Annotated in this window: 16 protein-coding genes; all 16 read right to left on the bottom strand. The window is 65.6% G+C overall.

Annotated features, from left to right (window positions below; genetic code table 11):
- Position 1 precedes the first annotated feature (1 nt).
- Complete coding sequence (locus HFP57_RS15490; protein WP_176870627.1) at positions 2-925, bottom strand: cell division protein FtsQ/DivIB; 924 nt, start codon at positions 923-925, stop codon at positions 2-4.
- Entirely contained in the window at positions 922-1,842 is a 921-nt protein-coding gene (locus HFP57_RS15485) for a D-alanine--D-alanine ligase (protein WP_176870626.1), read from the bottom strand. Before HFP57_RS15485 ends, HFP57_RS15490 begins: the two co-directional genes overlap by 4 nt.
- Positions 1,839-2,738, bottom strand: a complete 900-nt coding sequence (gene murB, locus HFP57_RS15480; RefSeq protein ID WP_176871357.1) for a UDP-N-acetylmuramate dehydrogenase — start codon at positions 2,736-2,738, stop codon at positions 1,839-1,841. The genes HFP57_RS15485 and murB overlap by 4 nt, the downstream gene beginning before the upstream one ends.
- A gap of 5 nt (positions 2,739-2,743) precedes the next feature.
- Positions 2,744-4,150, bottom strand: a complete 1,407-nt coding sequence (gene murC, locus HFP57_RS15475) for a UDP-N-acetylmuramate--L-alanine ligase (protein WP_176870625.1) — start codon at positions 4,148-4,150, stop codon at positions 2,744-2,746.
- Positions 4,147-5,307 (bottom strand): undecaprenyldiphospho-muramoylpentapeptide beta-N-acetylglucosaminyltransferase, encoded by a 1,161-nt coding sequence (murG, locus tag HFP57_RS15470; protein WP_176870624.1) that lies wholly within the window; start codon positions 5,305-5,307, stop codon positions 4,147-4,149. The genes murC and murG overlap by 4 nt, the downstream gene beginning before the upstream one ends.
- Positions 5,308-6,510, bottom strand: coding sequence for an FtsW/RodA/SpoVE family cell cycle protein (locus HFP57_RS15465; RefSeq protein WP_425500744.1), 1,203 nt, complete (start codon positions 6,508-6,510; stop codon positions 5,308-5,310).
- A 2-nt stretch (positions 6,511-6,512) separates the two neighbouring features.
- Complete coding sequence (murD, locus tag HFP57_RS15460; RefSeq protein WP_176870622.1) at positions 6,513-7,790, bottom strand: UDP-N-acetylmuramoyl-L-alanine--D-glutamate ligase; 1,278 nt, start codon at positions 7,788-7,790, stop codon at positions 6,513-6,515.
- Positions 7,787-8,857 carry a phospho-N-acetylmuramoyl-pentapeptide-transferase gene (gene mraY / locus HFP57_RS15455; RefSeq protein ID WP_176870621.1) on the bottom strand — a complete coding sequence of 357 codons (1,071 nt, stop codon included), beginning with the start codon at positions 8,855-8,857 and terminating at the stop codon, positions 7,787-7,789. The genes murD and mraY overlap by 4 nt, the downstream gene beginning before the upstream one ends.
- Positions 8,845-10,230, bottom strand: a complete 1,386-nt coding sequence (locus tag HFP57_RS15450) for a UDP-N-acetylmuramoyl-tripeptide--D-alanyl-D-alanine ligase (RefSeq protein WP_176870620.1) — start codon at positions 10,228-10,230, stop codon at positions 8,845-8,847. The genes mraY and HFP57_RS15450 overlap by 13 nt, the downstream gene beginning before the upstream one ends.
- Positions 10,227-11,648 carry a UDP-N-acetylmuramoyl-L-alanyl-D-glutamate--2,6-diaminopimelate ligase gene (locus HFP57_RS15445; RefSeq protein ID WP_176870619.1) on the bottom strand — a complete coding sequence of 474 codons (1,422 nt, stop codon included), beginning with the start codon at positions 11,646-11,648 and terminating at the stop codon, positions 10,227-10,229. Before HFP57_RS15445 ends, HFP57_RS15450 begins: the two co-directional genes overlap by 4 nt.
- Positions 11,645-13,345, bottom strand: coding sequence for a peptidoglycan D,D-transpeptidase FtsI family protein (locus tag HFP57_RS15440; protein ID WP_176870618.1), 1,701 nt, complete (start codon positions 13,343-13,345; stop codon positions 11,645-11,647). Before HFP57_RS15440 ends, HFP57_RS15445 begins: the two co-directional genes overlap by 4 nt.
- Entirely contained in the window at positions 13,342-13,890 is a 549-nt protein-coding gene (locus HFP57_RS15435) for a hypothetical protein (protein ID WP_176870617.1), read from the bottom strand. The genes HFP57_RS15440 and HFP57_RS15435 overlap by 4 nt, the downstream gene beginning before the upstream one ends.
- Positions 13,887-14,864 carry a 16S rRNA (cytosine(1402)-N(4))-methyltransferase RsmH gene (gene rsmH, locus HFP57_RS15430; protein ID WP_176870616.1) on the bottom strand — a complete coding sequence of 326 codons (978 nt, stop codon included), beginning with the start codon at positions 14,862-14,864 and terminating at the stop codon, positions 13,887-13,889. The genes HFP57_RS15435 and rsmH overlap by 4 nt, the downstream gene beginning before the upstream one ends.
- Positions 14,861-15,394 (bottom strand): division/cell wall cluster transcriptional repressor MraZ, encoded by a 534-nt coding sequence (locus tag HFP57_RS15425; protein WP_176870615.1) that lies wholly within the window; start codon positions 15,392-15,394, stop codon positions 14,861-14,863. The genes rsmH and HFP57_RS15425 overlap by 4 nt, the downstream gene beginning before the upstream one ends.
- Before the next feature lie 354 nt (positions 15,395-15,748).
- On the bottom strand, positions 15,749-16,075 hold the full coding sequence (locus HFP57_RS15420; RefSeq protein WP_176870614.1) for a hypothetical protein: 327 nt from the start codon (positions 16,073-16,075) through the stop codon (positions 15,749-15,751).
- On the bottom strand, positions 16,056-17,072 hold the full coding sequence (locus HFP57_RS15415; RefSeq protein ID WP_176870613.1) for a cysteine synthase A: 1,017 nt from the start codon (positions 17,070-17,072) through the stop codon (positions 16,056-16,058). The genes HFP57_RS15420 and HFP57_RS15415 overlap by 20 nt, the downstream gene beginning before the upstream one ends.
- Positions 17,073-17,110 lie beyond the last annotated feature (38 nt).

Raw genomic sequence — 17,110 nt, 5'->3', positions numbered from 1 at the left:
CTCAGATCGTATCCGAATCGCCGCTGTCGTCGCCATCGGCGGGTGCGGGCGGCCGTTCGGCGTCCCGCGCGACGCGCACCACGAACCGGTCCGGCACGCGCATGTCGAACCGTCGGAATCCCTCGCCGAGCAAACCGGTCACCCCGTCCATCCGCGCAAAGCGGATGAGCGCGCGGGCCGCATCCGCCTCACCTTCGGGCAAGGCCAGGATCTCGCCGGACTGGAACCGCAAGTCCCAGCGCCGGTTGCCGACCCAGGTCGCGCCGGACAGCATCGGACGCAGCGCCGGTGCGCGCTCCATCAACGCCTCGAAATTCGCCACCTGGTGGTTGGCGCGCGGACCGATGATCAGCGGCAGGTCCGGCATCGCATCAAGCGCAACCTCCTCCAGCACGGCGCCTTCGCCATCGACAAGATAGAGCTGCTGCTCATGCTGCCAGATCGCCGTCGGCATACGCTCGGTGATCGACACGACCAGCGTATCGGGTAGGCGGCGCGACACGCGCGCTTCCTGCACCCAACTCAGCGCCTCGACGCGATCGCGGATTTCGGCGATATCGACATTGGGCATCGCCATGGACGGCTGGTCGAGCGCCACGGCGTAAACCGGCAGCCGCTCCATCTGGTCGATGCCCTGGATTTCGACACGTTCCACCGTGAAGCCAAGCCGGCCGACGCCTTCGCCCAGCTGCCAAGCGATCATCTGCGGCAGGCGAAGCATCATCGACGCGCCCAGCACCAGTGCGGCGAGCAGCGCAATGACCAACCAGCCGCCGGTCCGGCGGATCGTCGCCTCTTCCACCGGCAACACCGTCGCCAGCTGGGCCGCGAACGGCTGCCGCTTGACCTTTTTCGCTGGCTTGCGTTTCACCGTCGCGCGTTTTTTCGGCGCGCTGGTCCGACGTGCTTTGCGAGTCTGGCTCATAGCGCTTCCTCCACTATCCGCTGGACGAGCTCGGCATAGCTCATCCCCTTGTGTTTCGCCTGTTCGGGAACGAGGCTCAGCGGCGTCATTCCGGGCTGGGTGTTGACCTCGAGCAGGAACAGCCCGTCGCGGCCCTTGCGGTCATCCCATCGATAATCGGAGCGGCTGGTTCCCCGGCAGTCGAGCAGCCGGTGCGCCTTGAGTGCGATGTCCATACAGCGCTTGGCAATGTCGGCGGGAATGTCGGCCGGGCAGATATGCTCGGTCATGCCATCGGTATATTTGGCGTCGTAATCGTAGAAGCCGCTTTTCGGCACGAGTTCGGTCACGCCGAGCGCCTCGTCGCCGATCACGGCGGTCGTCAGTTCACGGCCGCGGATGAACGGTTCAGCAAGCAGGCTGTCGAATTCGCGCCACGGGCCCTCGGTATCCCGGCCGATCGGAGAGCCGTAATTGCCCTCTTCGGTGACGATCGCGACACCGACCGACGAGCCTTCGTTGACCGGCTTGAGTACATAGGGGCGCGGCATGGGATCGGCGGCATACAGCCCTTCGCTCTCGACGATCAGGCCACCCGGCATCGGAATGCCGTGCGGCATCAGCACCTGTTTCGTCAGCACCTTGTCGATCGCCACGACCGATGTGGCCATGCCCGAATGGGTGTAGGGAATCTGCATCAGATCGAGCATGCCCTGCACCGATCCGTCCTCGCCCGGCGTCCCGTGCAGCGCGTTGAACACGAGGTCGGGCCGGATCCCGTGCAGCACCATCGCGACGTTGCGGTCCATATCGACGCAGGTGACCGTGTGGCCGAGACCTTCGAGCGCCTCGGCGACCCCTGCCCCGCTCATCAGAGAGACTTCGCGTTCGGCCGACCAGCCGCCCATCAGCACCGCGATATTGAGCGCCTTGGTCATTCGGCATCCCCCACGCGCTGGATTTCCCATTCCAGCTCGATGCCGGAATGTTCGAAGACCCGGCGGCGCACCTCATCTCCCAGCGCCTCGATATCGGCGGCGGTCGCATCGCCGGTATTGAGCAGGAAATTGGTGTGCTTTTCGGAGACCTGCGCGCCACCGATCGTCAGCCCCCGGCACCCGGCCGCGTCCACAAGCTGCCAGGCCTTGTGCCCCGGCGGGTTCTTGAAGGTCGAACCGCCGGTGCGCGAACGCAGCGGCTGGGAGGCCTCGCGCTCGGCGGCGATCCGGTCCATTTCGGCACCGATCGTTTCCGGGTCACCGGGCACGCCTTTGAACAGCGCCTCGACAATCACGGCGCCCGCCGGGACCGCGGAATGCCGATAGCTGTAGTCGAACCGTTCGAGCGGCCAGGTCTCGACCGTACCGTCGCGCATGACCAGCGTCGCCTCGACCAGGATGTCCTTAACCTCGCGGCCATAGGCTCCGGCGTTCATCCGGACCGCGCCGCCCGCGGTGCCGGGAATCCCGCGCAGAAATTCGAGGCCCGCAATACCCGCATCGCGCGCCTTGCTCGCGACCGTAATCCCCATCGCGGAACCGCCGGCGCGGACGCGATGACCGTCTTCTATCGAAATCTTCGCAAAGCTTTTCGGCAATCGGACAACCACGCCGCGCACGCCGCCGTCGCGGACGATCAGGTTCGATCCGACACCGACCGGCAGGACCGGAATAGCGGGGTCGAGCTGGCTCAGAAATTGCGACAAGTCCTCGATATCGCTTGGCTTCACCAGCCATTCGGCCGGCCCGCCGCAGCGGAACCAGATGAAATCGGCGAGGCTGCCGCCCCGTTTCACCGAGCCTTCGAGGGGTGGGAGACCGGTAAGGACATCCATTGGACTCATGCGCGCGCCTCCCCGATCCGGTCCGCAAGTTTCGCCGCCCAGCGAGTGATGTCGCCCGCGCCGAGACAGACGATCATGTCGCCGCTTTCGATATTTCCCGCGAGCGCCGAGGCCAGCTCAGCCTCGTCGGCCACGGTCTGGGCCGAGCGGTGCCCGCGTTCCTTGAGGCCGTTGACCAGGGTCTCGGCGTCGATCCCTTCGATCGGCTCTTCGCCCGCCGGATATACCGGGGTCACGTAGACTGCATCGGCATCGTTGCAAGCCGTTTCGAATTCCTCGAGCAGATCGCGCAGCCGCGTATAGCGGTGTGGCTGGATCACGGCGAGGACCCGACCCGCACTGCCCTCGCGGGCGGCTGCCAGTGCCGCGCGGATTTCGACCGGGTGATGGCCGTAATCGTCGATCACCGGCACACCGTCGATTTCGCCGACCTTGGTGAAGCGCCGCTTCACGCCGCCGAAATCGGCAAAGCCCTTGGCGATCACGTCATCGTCGATGCCGAGTTCCAGCGCGGCGCCGATCGCGGCCAGCGCGTTCTGGACATTATGGCGTCCGGCCATGGGCAGTTCGATACCCTCGATCCGGCGCGTCTCGCCATCGCGATCGCGGACCACCACATCGAAACGATTGCCGCCATTGTCCGCCGCGATATTCTCCGCCCGGACATCGGCCTGCGCGCCGAACCCATAGGTCACGATCCGGCGGTCGCGGACGCGCGGGATGATCGCCTGCACCTCGGGATGGTCTAGGCAGAGCAGCGCAACGCCATAGAAGGGCACATTCTCGACGAACTCGATATAAGCGTCCTTGACCTTGTCGAAGCTGCCATAATGGTCGAGATGTTCGGGATCGATATTGGTGACGATCGCGATCGTACCGTCGAGCCGCAGGAAACTGCCGTCGCTCTCATCGGCCTCGACGACCATCCAGTCGCCCTCGCCGACCCGCGCATTTGCGCCATAGGCGTTGATCACGCCGCCATTGATCACCGTCGGATCGAGCCCGCCCGCGTCGAGCATCGCGGCGACGAGCGAGGTCGTCGTCGTCTTGCCATGGGTGCCCGCGATGGCGACGGTCGCCTTCAACTTCATCAGTTCGGCGAGCATTTCCGCCCGCCGCACGACCGGAATCCGCCGTTCGAGCGCGCTCTCGACTTCGGGATTGCCGCGCTGGATTGCGGTCGAGGTAACGACGACCGCTGAATCCCCGAGATTGTCGGGATCGTGACCGACAAACACCTTCATCCCGCGCTCGCGCAGCGCTTCGACCGCCGGTCCTTCGGCGATGTCCGAACCCTGCACGCTATAGCCGAGATTGTGCATGACCCGGGCGATGCCCGACATGCCGATGCCGCCGATGCCAACGAAATGGATCGTTCCGATATCGGTGCCGAAACCCTTCAAGAGGCACCGCCCATCGCGGGCTTCGCCCGCACCGGCGCGCCCACGGGCATCGCCTCGCCGCCCAGGCCCTGACCCAGCCGTTCGACCAGATCGGCCAGATCGCGGGTGGCATCCGGATAGCCCGCGTTGCGAGCTCGTCCGGCGGCGTTCATCAGCGCTTCGGGTTCGAGCCCGAGCTTCTGCATCTGCTTGGCAAGTTCGGCGGGCGTGAAATGGTTCTGCTTGATGACCCGCGCGCCGCCGCTCGCTTCCATTTCGCGGGCATTGGCGGTCTGGTGATCGTCGGTGGCGATCGGCAGCGGGACGAGGATCGCCGGGCGGCCCGCCGTCGTCAGTTCGGCGATCGTCGAGGCGCCCGCGCGCGCAATCACAATATGCGCCCAGCCGAGCCGCTCGGGCAGGTCGGGGAGATAGGTGGCGAGATCGGCGGGGATCGCCAGATCGGCATAGCGATCCCGCACCCGCTCGATATCCTCTTCGCGGCATTGCTGGGTGACCTGCATCCGGCGGCGAAAGGAGAGCGGGAGCAGCGCCAGCCCGTCGGGCACGACCTGGGAGAGAATGCTCGCGCCCTGGCTGCCGCCGGTAACGAGGACGCGGAATATGCCGTCTTCGCTGAGCGCGGGAAACGGCTGGGACCGGAGGATCGCCACCTCGTCGCGGACCGGATTGCCGATCAGGTGTGTCTTGCCGAGATGTCGCTCCTTGAGCCGGCCGACCTGCTTGTAGGCCGTGGCGATCACATCGACCCGGCCGGCGAGCAACCGGTTGACCCGGCCGAGCACCGCGTTCTGCTCGTGGATCGCGCAGGGGATATCGTCAGCGAGCGCTCCGAGCAGCGCGGGTAGCGCCGGATAGCCGCCGAACCCGATCACGGCCTCGGGATGGAAGCTTTCATAGAGCCGCCGCGCCATCGCCCGGCCGCGCCAGATATTCTTGACCGCGCCGAGCCAGCCGAGCGGATTCTTCGTGATCCGGCCCGCCGGCAGGATATGTTTTTCGTCGCCCTCGAAGGTGCCGGGGATCGCCGCGCCGCGCTCGTCGGTGATCAGCGCCACATAGTGGCCGCGCTTCTTGAGCTCGGTCGCAAGCGCGAAGGCCGGAATGATGTGTCCGCCCGTACCGCCGGCCGCGAGAACGAAGTGCCGCGCGCCCATCTAAAGCCTCCGGTCCAGCGCCGGCAGGTGCGGGTTGCGCCGGGTAAAGGCGAGCAGCAGACCGAAACCGATCGACAGGGCGATGATCGACGAACCGCCATAGGAAATGAAGGGCAATGTCATCCCCTTGGACGGTGCCATATCGAGATTTACTGCCATATTAATGAGCGCCTGGATCGCGAACTGCGTCGCAAGCCCGGCCGATGCGAGAAGATAGAAAATATTCTCCTCGTTGATCAGCTTGACGAAGACGCGGACCACGATCGCACCGAAAATCAGCGCGATGGCGAAACAGGCGACGAGACCGAACTCCTCGCCGATCACCGAGAAAATATAGTCGGTATGCGGTTCGGGCAGCCGGTATTTCATCTCGCCGTCGCCCGGCCCAGTACCGAAAAAGCCGCCATTGGTCAGCGTACGCATGGCGTTGTCGACCTGGTAGCTATCGCCCTCGGCGAAGAGGAAATTGTTGATCCGCGTCGTCGCGACCGGATAGAAAAAATAGGCCGATCCGATGCCGGCGATACCAAGCGCGGACAGCCCGCCCAGAATCTTCGCCGACACGCCCGCAATCATCAGCATAACGATCCAGACCGAACCGAAGATCACGGTCTGGCCGAAATCGGGCTGGCGCATGAGCAGCAGCGCGATCACGCCGGTCAGGATCGCCGTCGCCCAGACCACCGGGAGAGTAGGATCCTGGGTCACACGCAGCGAGAGCAGCCAGGCCGTGGCGACGATGAAGAAGGGTTTGAGGAATTCCGACGGCTGGAGCGTCGCCATGCCATAGCCGATCCAGCGCCGCGCACCGTTCACCTCGTTGCCGAGAAACGGCACGAGCAGCAACAGGATGAAGCAGGAGATCGCGCCGGCCAGCGCGAAGCGTTTCGCGAATTCCTTGGGCATCGTCGAGATGACGAGCATGATCGGCACGCCGACGCTGAACCAGACGATCTGCCGATAGAAGTAGTGGAGCTGCTGGAACTGGAGACTGTCGCCCGAATAGCGTTCGGCCGCGGCCGGTGACGCCGCTGCCACGGCGATCAGGCCGATCGAGATCAGGATCGTGACAAGCAGCAGGAGAACGCGATCGATCTCCCAGAACCATTCGCCGAGCGGCCCCTTGTGCGAACGGCCGATATAGTCGCCAAAGGGCCGGCGTTCGGCTTTCGGCGTGGCGGTTTTTGCGATGGCGGATTCCATGTTCATGACAGGCTCCCCACGGCGGCGCGGAAATCGTCGCCGCGCTCCTCGAAATCGCGATACTGGTCGAAGGACGCGCATGCTGGAGAAAGCAGCACGGTCTCGCCGGACTTGGCCGCCTGCGCCGCCAGCTTCACGGCTTTGCGCATCGTCCCGCAATTGCTGACCGGCATCTTCGGCGCGAGCAGCTTTTCGAACATGTCCGCCGTCTCGCCGATCGTATACGCGGCCCGGACGTGATCGAAATAGGGTTCGCAGGCGTTGAGATCGTCGGACTTGGCGCGCCCGCCCAGTATCCAGTGAATGGCCGGATAGGCGGCAAGCGCCGGCGCGGCGGATGTCGGGTTGGTCGCCTTGCTGTCGTTGACGAAGAGAACCCCGTCCCTGTCGGCCACGCGCTCCATCCGGTGCGGAAGGCCGGGAAAGGTGCGCAGGCCCTGTTCGATCGCCTCTTCACCGATGCCGAGGCGGCGTGCGGCGCTCATCGCGGCGATCGCGTTCTGCGCATTGTGCGGCCCCTGCAAGGCGGACCAGCCGGACTGGTCCATGCAGCCGCCGGCCGAAATCTGGATAACGACACCGTCGGCTTCCGCCGCGATCTTCCGGCTCGGCTCGTCATCGATCGCGATGATCTTCGCATGATCTTCCGACTGCATTTCGAACAGCCGCGCCTTGGCTGCCGCATAAGCGTCGAAATTCTCGTAGCGGTCGAGATGGTCGGGCGTGATGTTCAGGAGGATCGCGACATCGCAATCCAGCCGCTGGGTCAGGTCGATCTGGAAGGAGGAAAGTTCCAGCACATAAACGCCGCCCGCTTCCAGCTCGCGCTCGCCAAGGATCGGCTTGCCGATATTGCCGCCGAGCCGCGCCGGAATACCGGCGGTCTCGATGATGTGATGGATCAGTGCGGTCGTCGTGGACTTGCCGTTCGTGCCGGTGATCCCGACCACCTTGTGCGGCGGCAGCTCCGGACGCGCCTGGGCGAACAGCTCGATATCGCCGATCAGCGGTATCTCCGCCTCGCGCGCCTTGTCGGCGATCGGATGACGATTGATCGGCACGCCGGGCGAAACGACGACGCCGGCGAATTTCGAAAGATCCAGCTCCAGCGGATCGGCCAGCGTCGCCTTGTCCTGCACCATCGCGCGCGCCTCTTCGCGATCGTCCCAGGCGGTGACGCTCGCGCTCGACCGCCACAGATAGTCGACGACCGAAAGCCCTGTCCGCGCCAAACCGAGCACGGCGTAGCGTTTTCCGGCAAAGGCGCGGGCCGGCGTCATCTGAGCTTCAGCGTCGACAGGCCGGCGAGCGCCAGCACGAAGGAAATGATCCAGAAGCGGATGACGACGGTCGGCTCGGACCAGCCCATCTGTTCGAAATGGTGGTGGATCGGGGCCATCTTGAAGACTCGCCGGCCCGTGCGCTTGTAGAAGAAGACCTGGATGATGACGGACAGCGCTTCGAGCACGAACAGCCCGCCGACGATACCGAGCACGACTTCATGATGCGCGGTCACGGCGATCGCGCCGAGAGCGCCGCCGAGTGCCAGGCTGCCGGTATCGCCCATGAACACGGCGGCCGGTGGCGCGTTGAACCAGAGAAAGGCGAGCCCCGCGCCGACGATGGCCGCGCAGATGATGGCGAGATCGCCGGCGCCCGGGACGTGCGGAATGCCGAGATAGGTCGCATAATCCTCGCGTCCGACAAGATAGATGATCATCATGAATGCGACCGAGGCGATAATGACGGGCATCGTCGCGAGGCCGTCGAGGCCGTCCGTCAGATTTACGGCATTGCCCGCCCCGACGATCACCAGCATCGCGAAGATGTAATAGGCGTAGCCTATATCGGCGACCGGCCCGTTGACGAAGGGCAGATAGAGATTTGTGCCCGTTTCGCCGAGGATGATCCAGCAGGCGATCCCCGCAATCGCGAACTCCGCCAGCAATCGCAGCTTGCCTGAAATCCCGGCATGATGGCGCTTGGTGATCTTGTCGTAATCGTCGAGAAAGCCGATCAGTCCGAATCCGAGCGTCACGAACAGCGCCGCCCAGACCAGCCGGTTCGAAAGGTCCATCCAGAGCACCAGCGAGATCGAGAGCGAGGCGAGGATCATCAGGCCGCCCATGGTCGGCGTGCCAGCCTTTTTCATGTGCGTGATCGGCCCGTCCTCACGGATCGGCTGGCCCTTCCCCTGTTTGATGCGGAGCCAGCCGATGAAGCGCGGCCCGATCAGCAAACCGATGAGCAGCGCCGTCGCCGTCGCCCCGCCAGCGCGAAAGCTGAGATAGCGGAACAGGTTGAACGGTCCCGCATAGTCGAAATAGCTGGCAATCAGGTCGAACATACTGTCTTTCCCCCGGCCAGCGCCTCGACGAGACGGGCCAGACCGATATAGTTGCTTCCCTTGACGAGCACCGCGTCGCCCGACCGAATCTCGCCGTCGAGACTCTCCTGCGCCGCCGCGGCGTCGGGCACATGGACGATGGAGATGCCGTTGCCAAGCGCGTCCGCCAACACTTTCATCGGTTCGCCGACAAGCACGGCCAGTTCGACACCCGCATCGGTGAGCGGGCGCGCCAGTTCGGCGTGATAGCGATCGCTGTCCTCGCCCAGCTCGCCCATCGCGCCGAGCACTGCGATGCGCCGTTCCGCCCGCTCCTCGCCGAGCGTATTGAGCGCCGCGCGCATCGAGACCGGATTGGCATTATAGCTTTCGTCGATCAGCAGCGCCTCGCCATCGCCGACCGGGATGGCCAAGCGCGCGCCGCGGCCCGGCAGACCCGCCATCTCGGCGAGCGCGAGCCCGGCCGCGGCCAGATCGCCGCCGACCGCCTCGACCGCGCCGATCACGGCCAGCGAATTGGACACCCAGTGGTCGCCGGGGAGCCCGATCGTATAGGTCAGTTCCCCGGTCGGCAGCACGACGCTGACGATCGTGCCCGCGATCTCGGGAGACACTTCGCAGGCCCGGATATCCGCGCCCTCACCCCGGCCGAAGGTCCAGATGCGGGCTGCATGCGGCTTGGCCCATCCGATCAGGCGATCGCGATGCGGGCTGTCGAACGGGATGAGCGCCGTTCCGTCCGGCTCGAGCCCCTCGAAAATCTCGCCCTTGGCGTCGGCGATCCCCTCGATGTTGTCGAAAAATTCGATATGGGCGGGCGCGATAGCGGTGACGATCGCCACGTGCGGGCGGACGATCCGGGTCAACGCCGAGAGCTCGCCCGCATGGTTCATGCCCATCTCGAACACGCCGTAGCGTGCATCGCGGGGCATGCGCGCGAGGCTGAGCGGCACGCCCGTATGATTGTTGTAGCTCTTCACCGAGCGATGCGTCTGGCCCTCTGCCGGCCGGTCGAGCGCGGCGAACAACGCTTCCTTGACGCCCGTCTTGCCGACCGATCCGGTCACGCCGATGATCTGCGCCCCGGTTCGCGCCCGCGACGCTGTCCCCAGCGCATTGAGCGCTTCCATCGTATTGGCGACGCGGACATGCGGATGCGCGCAGTCTTCGCTGACGATCGAACCCGCGGCGCCGTTGCCGAACGCGCCGTCGAGAAAGCGATGGCCGTCGGTCGTCTCGCCCTTCAGCGCGATGAAGAGGTCGTTCGGCCCGACTTCCCGGCTGTCGAACGCAACGCCGTCGACCCTGAATTCGGCCAAAACGGCTCCATCGACCGCCTTGGCGATCTCGTCCGAGGTCCAGAGCGCGCTCACGCCGCGCACTCCCGGGCGACATCCACATCGTCGAACGGCAGGATCCGGTCGCCGATTTCCTGACCCTGCTCATGGCCCTTGCCGGCTAACAGCACGATATCCTCGGCTTTGGCGGATTCGATCGCCGCCGCGATCGCTTCACGGCGGCCGGCAACTTCGATCGCATCATCGGCTCCCGCGAGAATGGCGGCCCGGATCTTCGCCGGATCTTCGGATCGCGGATTGTCGTCGGTAACGATCACGCTGTCGGAGAGGCGCGAAGCGACCGCGCCCATCAGCGGACGCTTGCCCGTATCCCGATCGCCGCCCGCGCCGAATAGGGTGATCAGCCGTCCCTTGGCATGCCAGCGCAACGCATCGATCGCCGCTTCGAGCGCATCGGGCGTATGGGCGTAGTCGACATAGACCGGCGCGCCCGCCTTGGTAATAACCGCGCGTTCGAGCCGCCCGCGCACCGGCTGGACCCGCGCGAGACCGTCGAGCGTCGCTTCCAGATCGCCACCCGTCGCCCAGACGAGCCCGGTCGCGACCAGCGCGTTGTTCGCCTGATAGGCCCCGATCAGCGGCAGCGCGATGGTGTGCGTCTTGCCTTCCGCTTCGACTTCCAGGGTCTGCCCGAGCTGGGTTGGCGTTCGGTCGACCAGCCGGATCGCGTCGCCATGTGCGCCCACCGACAGCGTGCGGAGCCCCCGCTCCCCCACTGTGGCCAGCACCTCGGCGCTCGCCGGGTCGTCGGCCCAGACGACCGCCGTACCGTCGCCGTTCACGACTTCGGAGAACAGCCGAATCTTGGCCGCCAGATAGGCCTCCATCGTCCCATGATAATCGAGATGATCGCGGCTCAGATTGGTGAAGGCGGCCGCCGTCACGGGCAGCCCCTCGGTGCGGTATTGCGACAGTCCGTGGCTCGATGCTTCGAACGCAAGATGGGTCACGCCCTCGCGTTTCAGGCCCGCGGCATTGGAAAGAAAGGTTACGATGTCGGGCGTCGTAAGACCGGTCTTCACCTGGTCGTCCGCCGTCGTCACGCCGAGCGTCCCGATCGATGCGGCGTGGTGGCCGGTCATCCGCCACAACTGGCGCGTCAGTTCGACGGTCGACGTCTTGCCGTTGGTCCCGGTCACCGCGGCACAGGTTTCGGGGAAGGGCGCAAAGAATTTGGCGGCGAGCTGCGCAAAGGCGCGCCGGGGCTCTTCGTCGGCGATACGCGGCACACCTTCCACCCGGGCGTCGGGGCGCGAGACAATGGCGATCGCGCCGGAATCGATGGCGTCGTTTATATAATCCTCGCCGTTAAAACGCGCGCCCTGGAACGCGCCGAAGATTGTGCCCGGGGCGACCTTGCGATGGTCGATCGCAAAACCGGTCACCACCGGGCCGTCGCCCGGGCCGGATCCGATGAGCGTACCGAGCTTCATGACCGCTCCGAGGGTGGGCGCCACAGCATCGCGCGCAGACGGGCGGTATCGATGTCGCGATGTTCGCTGGGGATGACGCCGAGCAGCGGCCCGATCCGGGAGACGACCCGGCGCACGACGGGCGCGGCCGTCCAGCCGGCCGACGCAGCGCCGCCGGTGCCCGCATCGCCGCGCGGCTCGTCGAGCATGATCACGACCACATATTGGGGATCGTCCATCGGAAAGGCCGCCGCGAAAGTCGTCACCAGCGCGTTGCGCCGATAACCGCCGCCCCCGGCTTTCTCCGCCGTACCCGTCTTGCCGCCGACGCGATAGCCCTCGGCGTCCGCGTTGCGGCCGGTGCCTTCCTGAACGATCAGCCGCAACAATCCGCGCATCTGGTCGCTCGTCGCTTCGCTGAACACGCGTTCGCCTTCGGGCACGTCGTCAGACGACAGGCGCATCAGCGTCAGCGGACGATAGAGCCCGCCATTGACGAGCGTCGCATAGCTGTTCGCGAGATGGAGCGGCGTCACGGCGATGCCATGGCCATAGCCCGCGGTCATGATCGTCGTGCGCGCCCAGTAATCGGGCCAGATCGGCCGGCCGCGCACCGGCAGTTCGAAATCGACCGGATCGTCGAAATGAAGGTCGCGGAACACCGCCTGCATCCGCTCGGCGCCGAGCTGGTCGGCAATCCGCGCGGTGACGATGTTCGAGCTGTGGACGAGTGTTTCGGGCACGTTGAGATAGCGGCGCTGCGGGTGATCGTCGTTGATCGTGAACCGGCCCACTTCGAGCGGCTCTTCCGCATTATAGCGCCGCGAGATATCGGTAACCACGCCCTCTTCGATCGCCGCGGCCATGGTAATCGGCTTGAAGGTCGAGCCGAGCTCGTAAAAGCCCATCGTCGCCTGATTGAACCGCGCCCGGTCGCTCGACCGGTTGGCGGCGTTGGGGTTGAAATTGGGCAGCGAGGTCAGCGCGAGCAATTCCCCGGTATCCGCATCGAGGACGATCCCGGCGGCGCCGATCGCATTGAAACGGCGCATCGCGGTGGCAAGTTCGCTCTGCACAGCCGCCTGGACGCGGCTGTCGATCGATAGCGCGACGGGTTCGGTGCGTTGCGCGGGATCCATGAGCCGGTCCTCGAGTACCGCCTCCATGCCCGTGACGCCCTCTCCGTCGAGATTGACCCAGCCGAGCACATGCGCGGCGAGATTGGTTTGCGGGTAGAGGCGTTCAGGTTCGCGCAGATATTCCATCGCCGGCTCGCCGAGCGCATTCACTTCGGCGACGAGTTCGGGCAGCGCGCGGCGGCGCAGATAGGAAAAGGTCCGGCCCGAGGTCAGGATGTCGATATAGTCCTGCGTACTCCGCTCTGGCATCAGCGCATGGAGACGCGGCGCGAGCTCTTCGGGATCGCTGATGATCCGATCGGGATGGACGGCGATCGACCAGGCGTCGATCGTTCGCGCCAGGGTCACGCCGTTGCGATCGACGATATCGGCGCGCGGCGGCAGGTTGACGTCGGTACCGGCCGCATAGGCTTCGCCGCCGCTCGTCATGGTCAGCCAGCCGATACGCACGGTGACGGCGACGACGCCGAACAACAGCAACAGCATGACGATCATCAGCCGCTGCTGAACGATGGGCTGCATTTGCCGCCGCAGGCTTACCTTGCGCACTTCAGCCGGTTTGGCGACGGGCGGGCTCATCGATCCGTGTCGTCCTCCTCGGCCTTCTCGCGCTCCGCCTCTCCGGCAATCGCGCCGCGCAACTGGTCATCAAGAAAAGCGATACGTTCGCCCCGGGCGCGATCGGCAATTCCTTCGGGCACGAGATAAGCAGCCTGCTGGATCTGCGGGATATCTCCGTCGTCGGGCGCCTCGAAGATATCGGTGTCAATCTGGTCGTCGTTCGGCTCCTCGGTCGCCGAGGCCTGACGGATCGGTGCCTCGATGGGCGGCGTTTCGAGCAGACTGGCCAGCGCCAGCTCGCCTTCCAGGAACTGGCCGGCCTCCGGCGCGGTCAGCGCGAAATCGCGCCGGTTCCACAGCTCGATCTGGCTCATCCGGCTGCGCGTCTGGAATTCGGTGTTGAGCGAGAGGATGTCCTCGCGGGCCTGCTGGATATCGCGTTCGACCTCCTCCAGCGCATTGCGCTCGGCCGCGACCCGGTGCGAGATAAGGTAGCAGCTGAGCGCCGCCGTCGCGACGGTCGCAGCCCAGGCGACGGAGCGGAACTTGCGGGTGATGGTCATGCGGTTGCCCTCCTCGTGAGCGGCCAGGGCGGCGCTTCGCTGCGGCGCGCGCTGCGCAGAGTCGCCGAACGCGCGCGCGGGTTGCGATCAAGCTCGGCCCGGCCAGCGCGCTGCGCCTTGGCGGGCTTGTCGAAACTGGGCGCTGGGCCCGCCCGGCTGGCCTCGGGCAGGTGGCGCGAACCGCCAGGCGTCCGGCCGCTGCGGTCGCGCAGAAACTGTTTGACGATCCGGTCTTCGAGGCTGTGGAAAGTGACCACTGCCAGCCGCCCGCCGGGCGCCAGCACGGCCTCTGCCGCCGCCAGCCCGTCGCGCAGCTCGTCGAGCTCGCGATTGAGATGGATGCGGATCGCCTGAAATGTCCTGGTCGCCGGGTCCTTGGGCGCGCCGGGACGATAGCCGACGGCCTTGCGGACCACCGCCGCCAGTTCGCCTGTCGTCGCGATCGGCCGCGCGGCGACGATGGCGCGGGCAATCCGGCGCGAGCGATGTTCGTCGGCATAGGCATAGAGCGTATCGGCGATCAGGCTCTCGTCCGCATTATTGACGAAATCGGCAGCGCTCTCGCCCTCCTGCTCCATCCGCATGTCGAGCGGCCCGTCGGCCTGGAAGGAGAAACCGCGCTCGGCCCGGTCGAGCTGCATCGAGGAGACGCCGATATCCATCGCCACGCCGTCGACCTGTTCCACGCCCTGTTCGGCGAGCGCCTCGCGCATCTCGGAGAAGCGGCGCGGCAGGAGATGCAGCTGGTCGCCGCTTTCCTCGACCAGCGCCGCGCCCTCGGCGATCGCATCGGGATCGCGGTCGAACGCGTACACCTCGGCACCGCAGGCCAGCATAGCCCGCGTATAACCGCCGGCGCCGTAGGTCGCGTCGACATGGATCTCGTCCGGCGCGATCCCGAGCGCGGCGATCACCTCGTCGAGCAGGACGGGGTCGTGGCGCGGATCGGACTGGGGATCGGCCGCGACGGTCATAGCGCCACCCCCTTTTCGCGGCACAGATGTTCGAGCACCCGGAGCAGCCGCTTGTCGCCCATCGCCATGTAATGGGAATAGGCGCGGCCCGGCGACCAGATATCGAAATAGGGGCCGTTACCGGTGAAAAAGGCGAAATCCTCGATCCCGCCGATCTCGCGGAGCAGTCCGGACAGCACCATCCGTCCGGCCTTGTCGAACACGACACGCTGGAGCGGCGCGAAGGTCTCGGTGCCGCCGCCATCGCGCCTGATCAGGCTCTTGCGGCCGCCCTGGGCGGTTTCGCGGGCGCGCTGCTCGCGCAGTTCGCCGGCCAACGCAAAATACTCGGTCTCGTCGAAGCCCGTGAGGCAGGGCAGCTCTTCGTCTTCGGCGATATAGAGTAGTTTGTCGTCGACCGGCATATCGGCCGCCTTGGCCTGTACGGCGCGGCGTTCGACGGTGGCGCGGAGATCGGCGGGCAGCGACACGCGGCCTTTCGCGTCGACCGCGTTCAGCGCCTGTCCGCCAAAGGGAATAGAAAATTCCACGCCGATCCTCTCTCGCGGCGCAAAGCAGCCCCTTCGCCGAATCCCTAGAATTCAGCGCGCATAATCAGATGCGGGGAACGCCCTGCCCCGTGTCTCCAAGGCAATTTGCGTATCAAGGTTAAGACTGGGTATCAATACCATTTCATGGGTATTTTATGGGATTTTATGCCACTCGATGACCGATATGCACACTAAAAGCCCGCATTTCTAACGATGTTCTTCTTTTGTTTTACTTGGGTATGGGCCGTCCCCGCCTCGGCTCCACCATGGGCTCGATGGGCGAAAATCCGCCATATGGTTGGCTGTTCTGACCAGATAGTCGAATCGCGGGCGCCCGAACGCGCGAGTCGCGAATCAGTTGTCGGGAGAATCCTCGGCCGGGAATTCCGGAACGGGCTCTACCGCGCCATCGTCGACCGGCCCCGTGCCCGGCGCGACCCCCAATTCGGCCAGCGGTTCCTGCGGCTGTTCGGGTTCCGCGGTCAGCTCGCCCAGATCCTGATCGGCCTGTTCGGCGATCGCCTCGGGCGTCAGTTCGGGTTCGTTGCTCGCCGTGCCCGAGAAGCTTGCGGCGAGCAGCACGATGACGACGATCGTGGCAAGGCCGGTGGCGCCGATGCGGATCCGGTTGGCGCGCTCCTGGCGCGCGTCGGACAGAATATCAGCAGGCTTGTCTGTCAACGGTCGGCTCCTCGACCAGCCACGGCGGCACGGTCAGCCCCTTTTCGGTCAGCCAGTCGGCATTGTACAGGGTCGAGAGATAGCGCAGCCCGCTGTCGCAGAGGATCGTGACGATCGTCTTGCCGGGGCCCAGCTCTTTGGCCAGCGCCATCGCTCCGGCGACGTTGATCCCCGAGGACAGCCCCAGGCACAGCCCTTCCTCCGACAACAGCCGGTGCACCCATTCCAGCCCCTCGGCATCGGAGATGCGGAACTGCGTATCGACGGGTGCGCCTTCGAGATTGGCGGTCACCCGGCCTTGGCCGATCCCTTCGGCGACCGACGATCCTTCGGACTTGAGTTCGCCATGCGCGTAATATTCGTAGAGCGCGGCACCATGGGGATCGCTGAGCGCGATCTGTACGTCCTCGCGATATTCCTTCAGCCCCATCCCGACACCGGCCAACGTCCCGCCCGTGCCGACCGCGCAGGTGAAACCGTCGACCTTGCCCTCGGTCTGTTCCCAGATTTCCTTCGCCGTGGTTTTGATATGCGCGCGGCGGTTGGCGATATTGTCGAACTGGTTGGCCCAGAGCGCATTCTCGGTTTCCTCGGCGATCCGGCGCGACTGGTGGACGAAGTGGCAGGGACTCGAATAGGGCGCGGCGGGCACCAGAACGAGCTCGGCACCGAGCGCGCGCAAGGTATCCATCTTCTCCTTGCTCTGCGTGTCGGGCATCACGATGATCGACTTGTAGCCCTTGGCATTGGCGACAAGCGCGAGTCCGATCCCGGTATTGCCCGCGGTACCCTCGACGATCGTGCCGCCGGGCTGGATCTGCCCCTGCTCCTCGGCCTCTTCGACGATATACAGCGCCGGCCGGTCTTTCACCGAACCGCCGGGATTGGCGAATTCGCACTTGCCGAGAATTTCGCAGCCGCTGTCTTCGGACGGCCCCTTGAGGCGAACGAGCGGCGTGTTGCCGATAAGCGCGAGGGGATGGGATATGATGGTCATGGCGAGTGGCTTACCCCAGCCGGGTTTCACGGGGCAAG

Origin of the sequence: Parasphingopyxis algicola (genome assembly GCF_013378075.1) — a bacterium.
Taxonomy (GTDB): domain Bacteria; phylum Pseudomonadota; class Alphaproteobacteria; order Sphingomonadales; family Sphingomonadaceae; genus Parasphingopyxis; species Parasphingopyxis algicola.
This window is presented reverse-complemented; position numbering and strand designations above follow the sequence as displayed.

Bases quoted from the DNA above. Each gene is read 5' to 3' on its own strand.
- HFP57_RS15490 (WP_176870627.1), bottom strand. From the start codon at position 925: ATGAGCCAGACTCGCAAAGCACGTCGGACCAGCGCGCCGAAAAAACGC.
- HFP57_RS15485 (WP_176870626.1), bottom strand. From the start codon at position 1,842: ATGACCAAGGCGCTCAATATCGCGGTGCTGATGGGCGGCTGGTCGGCC.
- murB (WP_176871357.1), bottom strand. From the start codon at position 2,738: ATGGATGTCCTTACCGGTCTCCCACCCCTCGAAGGCTCGGTGAAACGG.
- murG (WP_176870624.1), bottom strand. From the start codon at position 5,307: ATGGGCGCGCGGCACTTCGTTCTCGCGGCCGGCGGTACGGGCGGACAC.
- HFP57_RS15465 (WP_425500744.1), bottom strand. From the start codon at position 6,510: ATGGAATCCGCCATCGCAAAAACCGCCACGCCGAAAGCCGAACGCCGG.
- murD (WP_176870622.1), bottom strand. From the start codon at position 7,790: ATGACGCCGGCCCGCGCCTTTGCCGGAAAACGCTACGCCGTGCTCGGT.
- mraY (WP_176870621.1), bottom strand. From the start codon at position 8,857: ATGTTCGACCTGATTGCCAGCTATTTCGACTATGCGGGACCGTTCAAC.
- HFP57_RS15445 (WP_176870619.1), bottom strand. From the start codon at position 11,648: ATGAAGCTCGGTACGCTCATCGGATCCGGCCCGGGCGACGGCCCGGTG.
- HFP57_RS15440 (WP_176870618.1), bottom strand. From the start codon at position 13,345: ATGAGCCCGCCCGTCGCCAAACCGGCTGAAGTGCGCAAGGTAAGCCTG.
- HFP57_RS15435 (WP_176870617.1), bottom strand. From the start codon at position 13,890: ATGACCATCACCCGCAAGTTCCGCTCCGTCGCCTGGGCTGCGACCGTC.
- rsmH (WP_176870616.1), bottom strand. From the start codon at position 14,864: ATGACCGTCGCGGCCGATCCCCAGTCCGATCCGCGCCACGACCCCGTC.
- HFP57_RS15415 (WP_176870613.1), bottom strand. From the start codon at position 17,072: ATGACCATCATATCCCATCCCCTCGCGCTTATCGGCAACACGCCGCTC.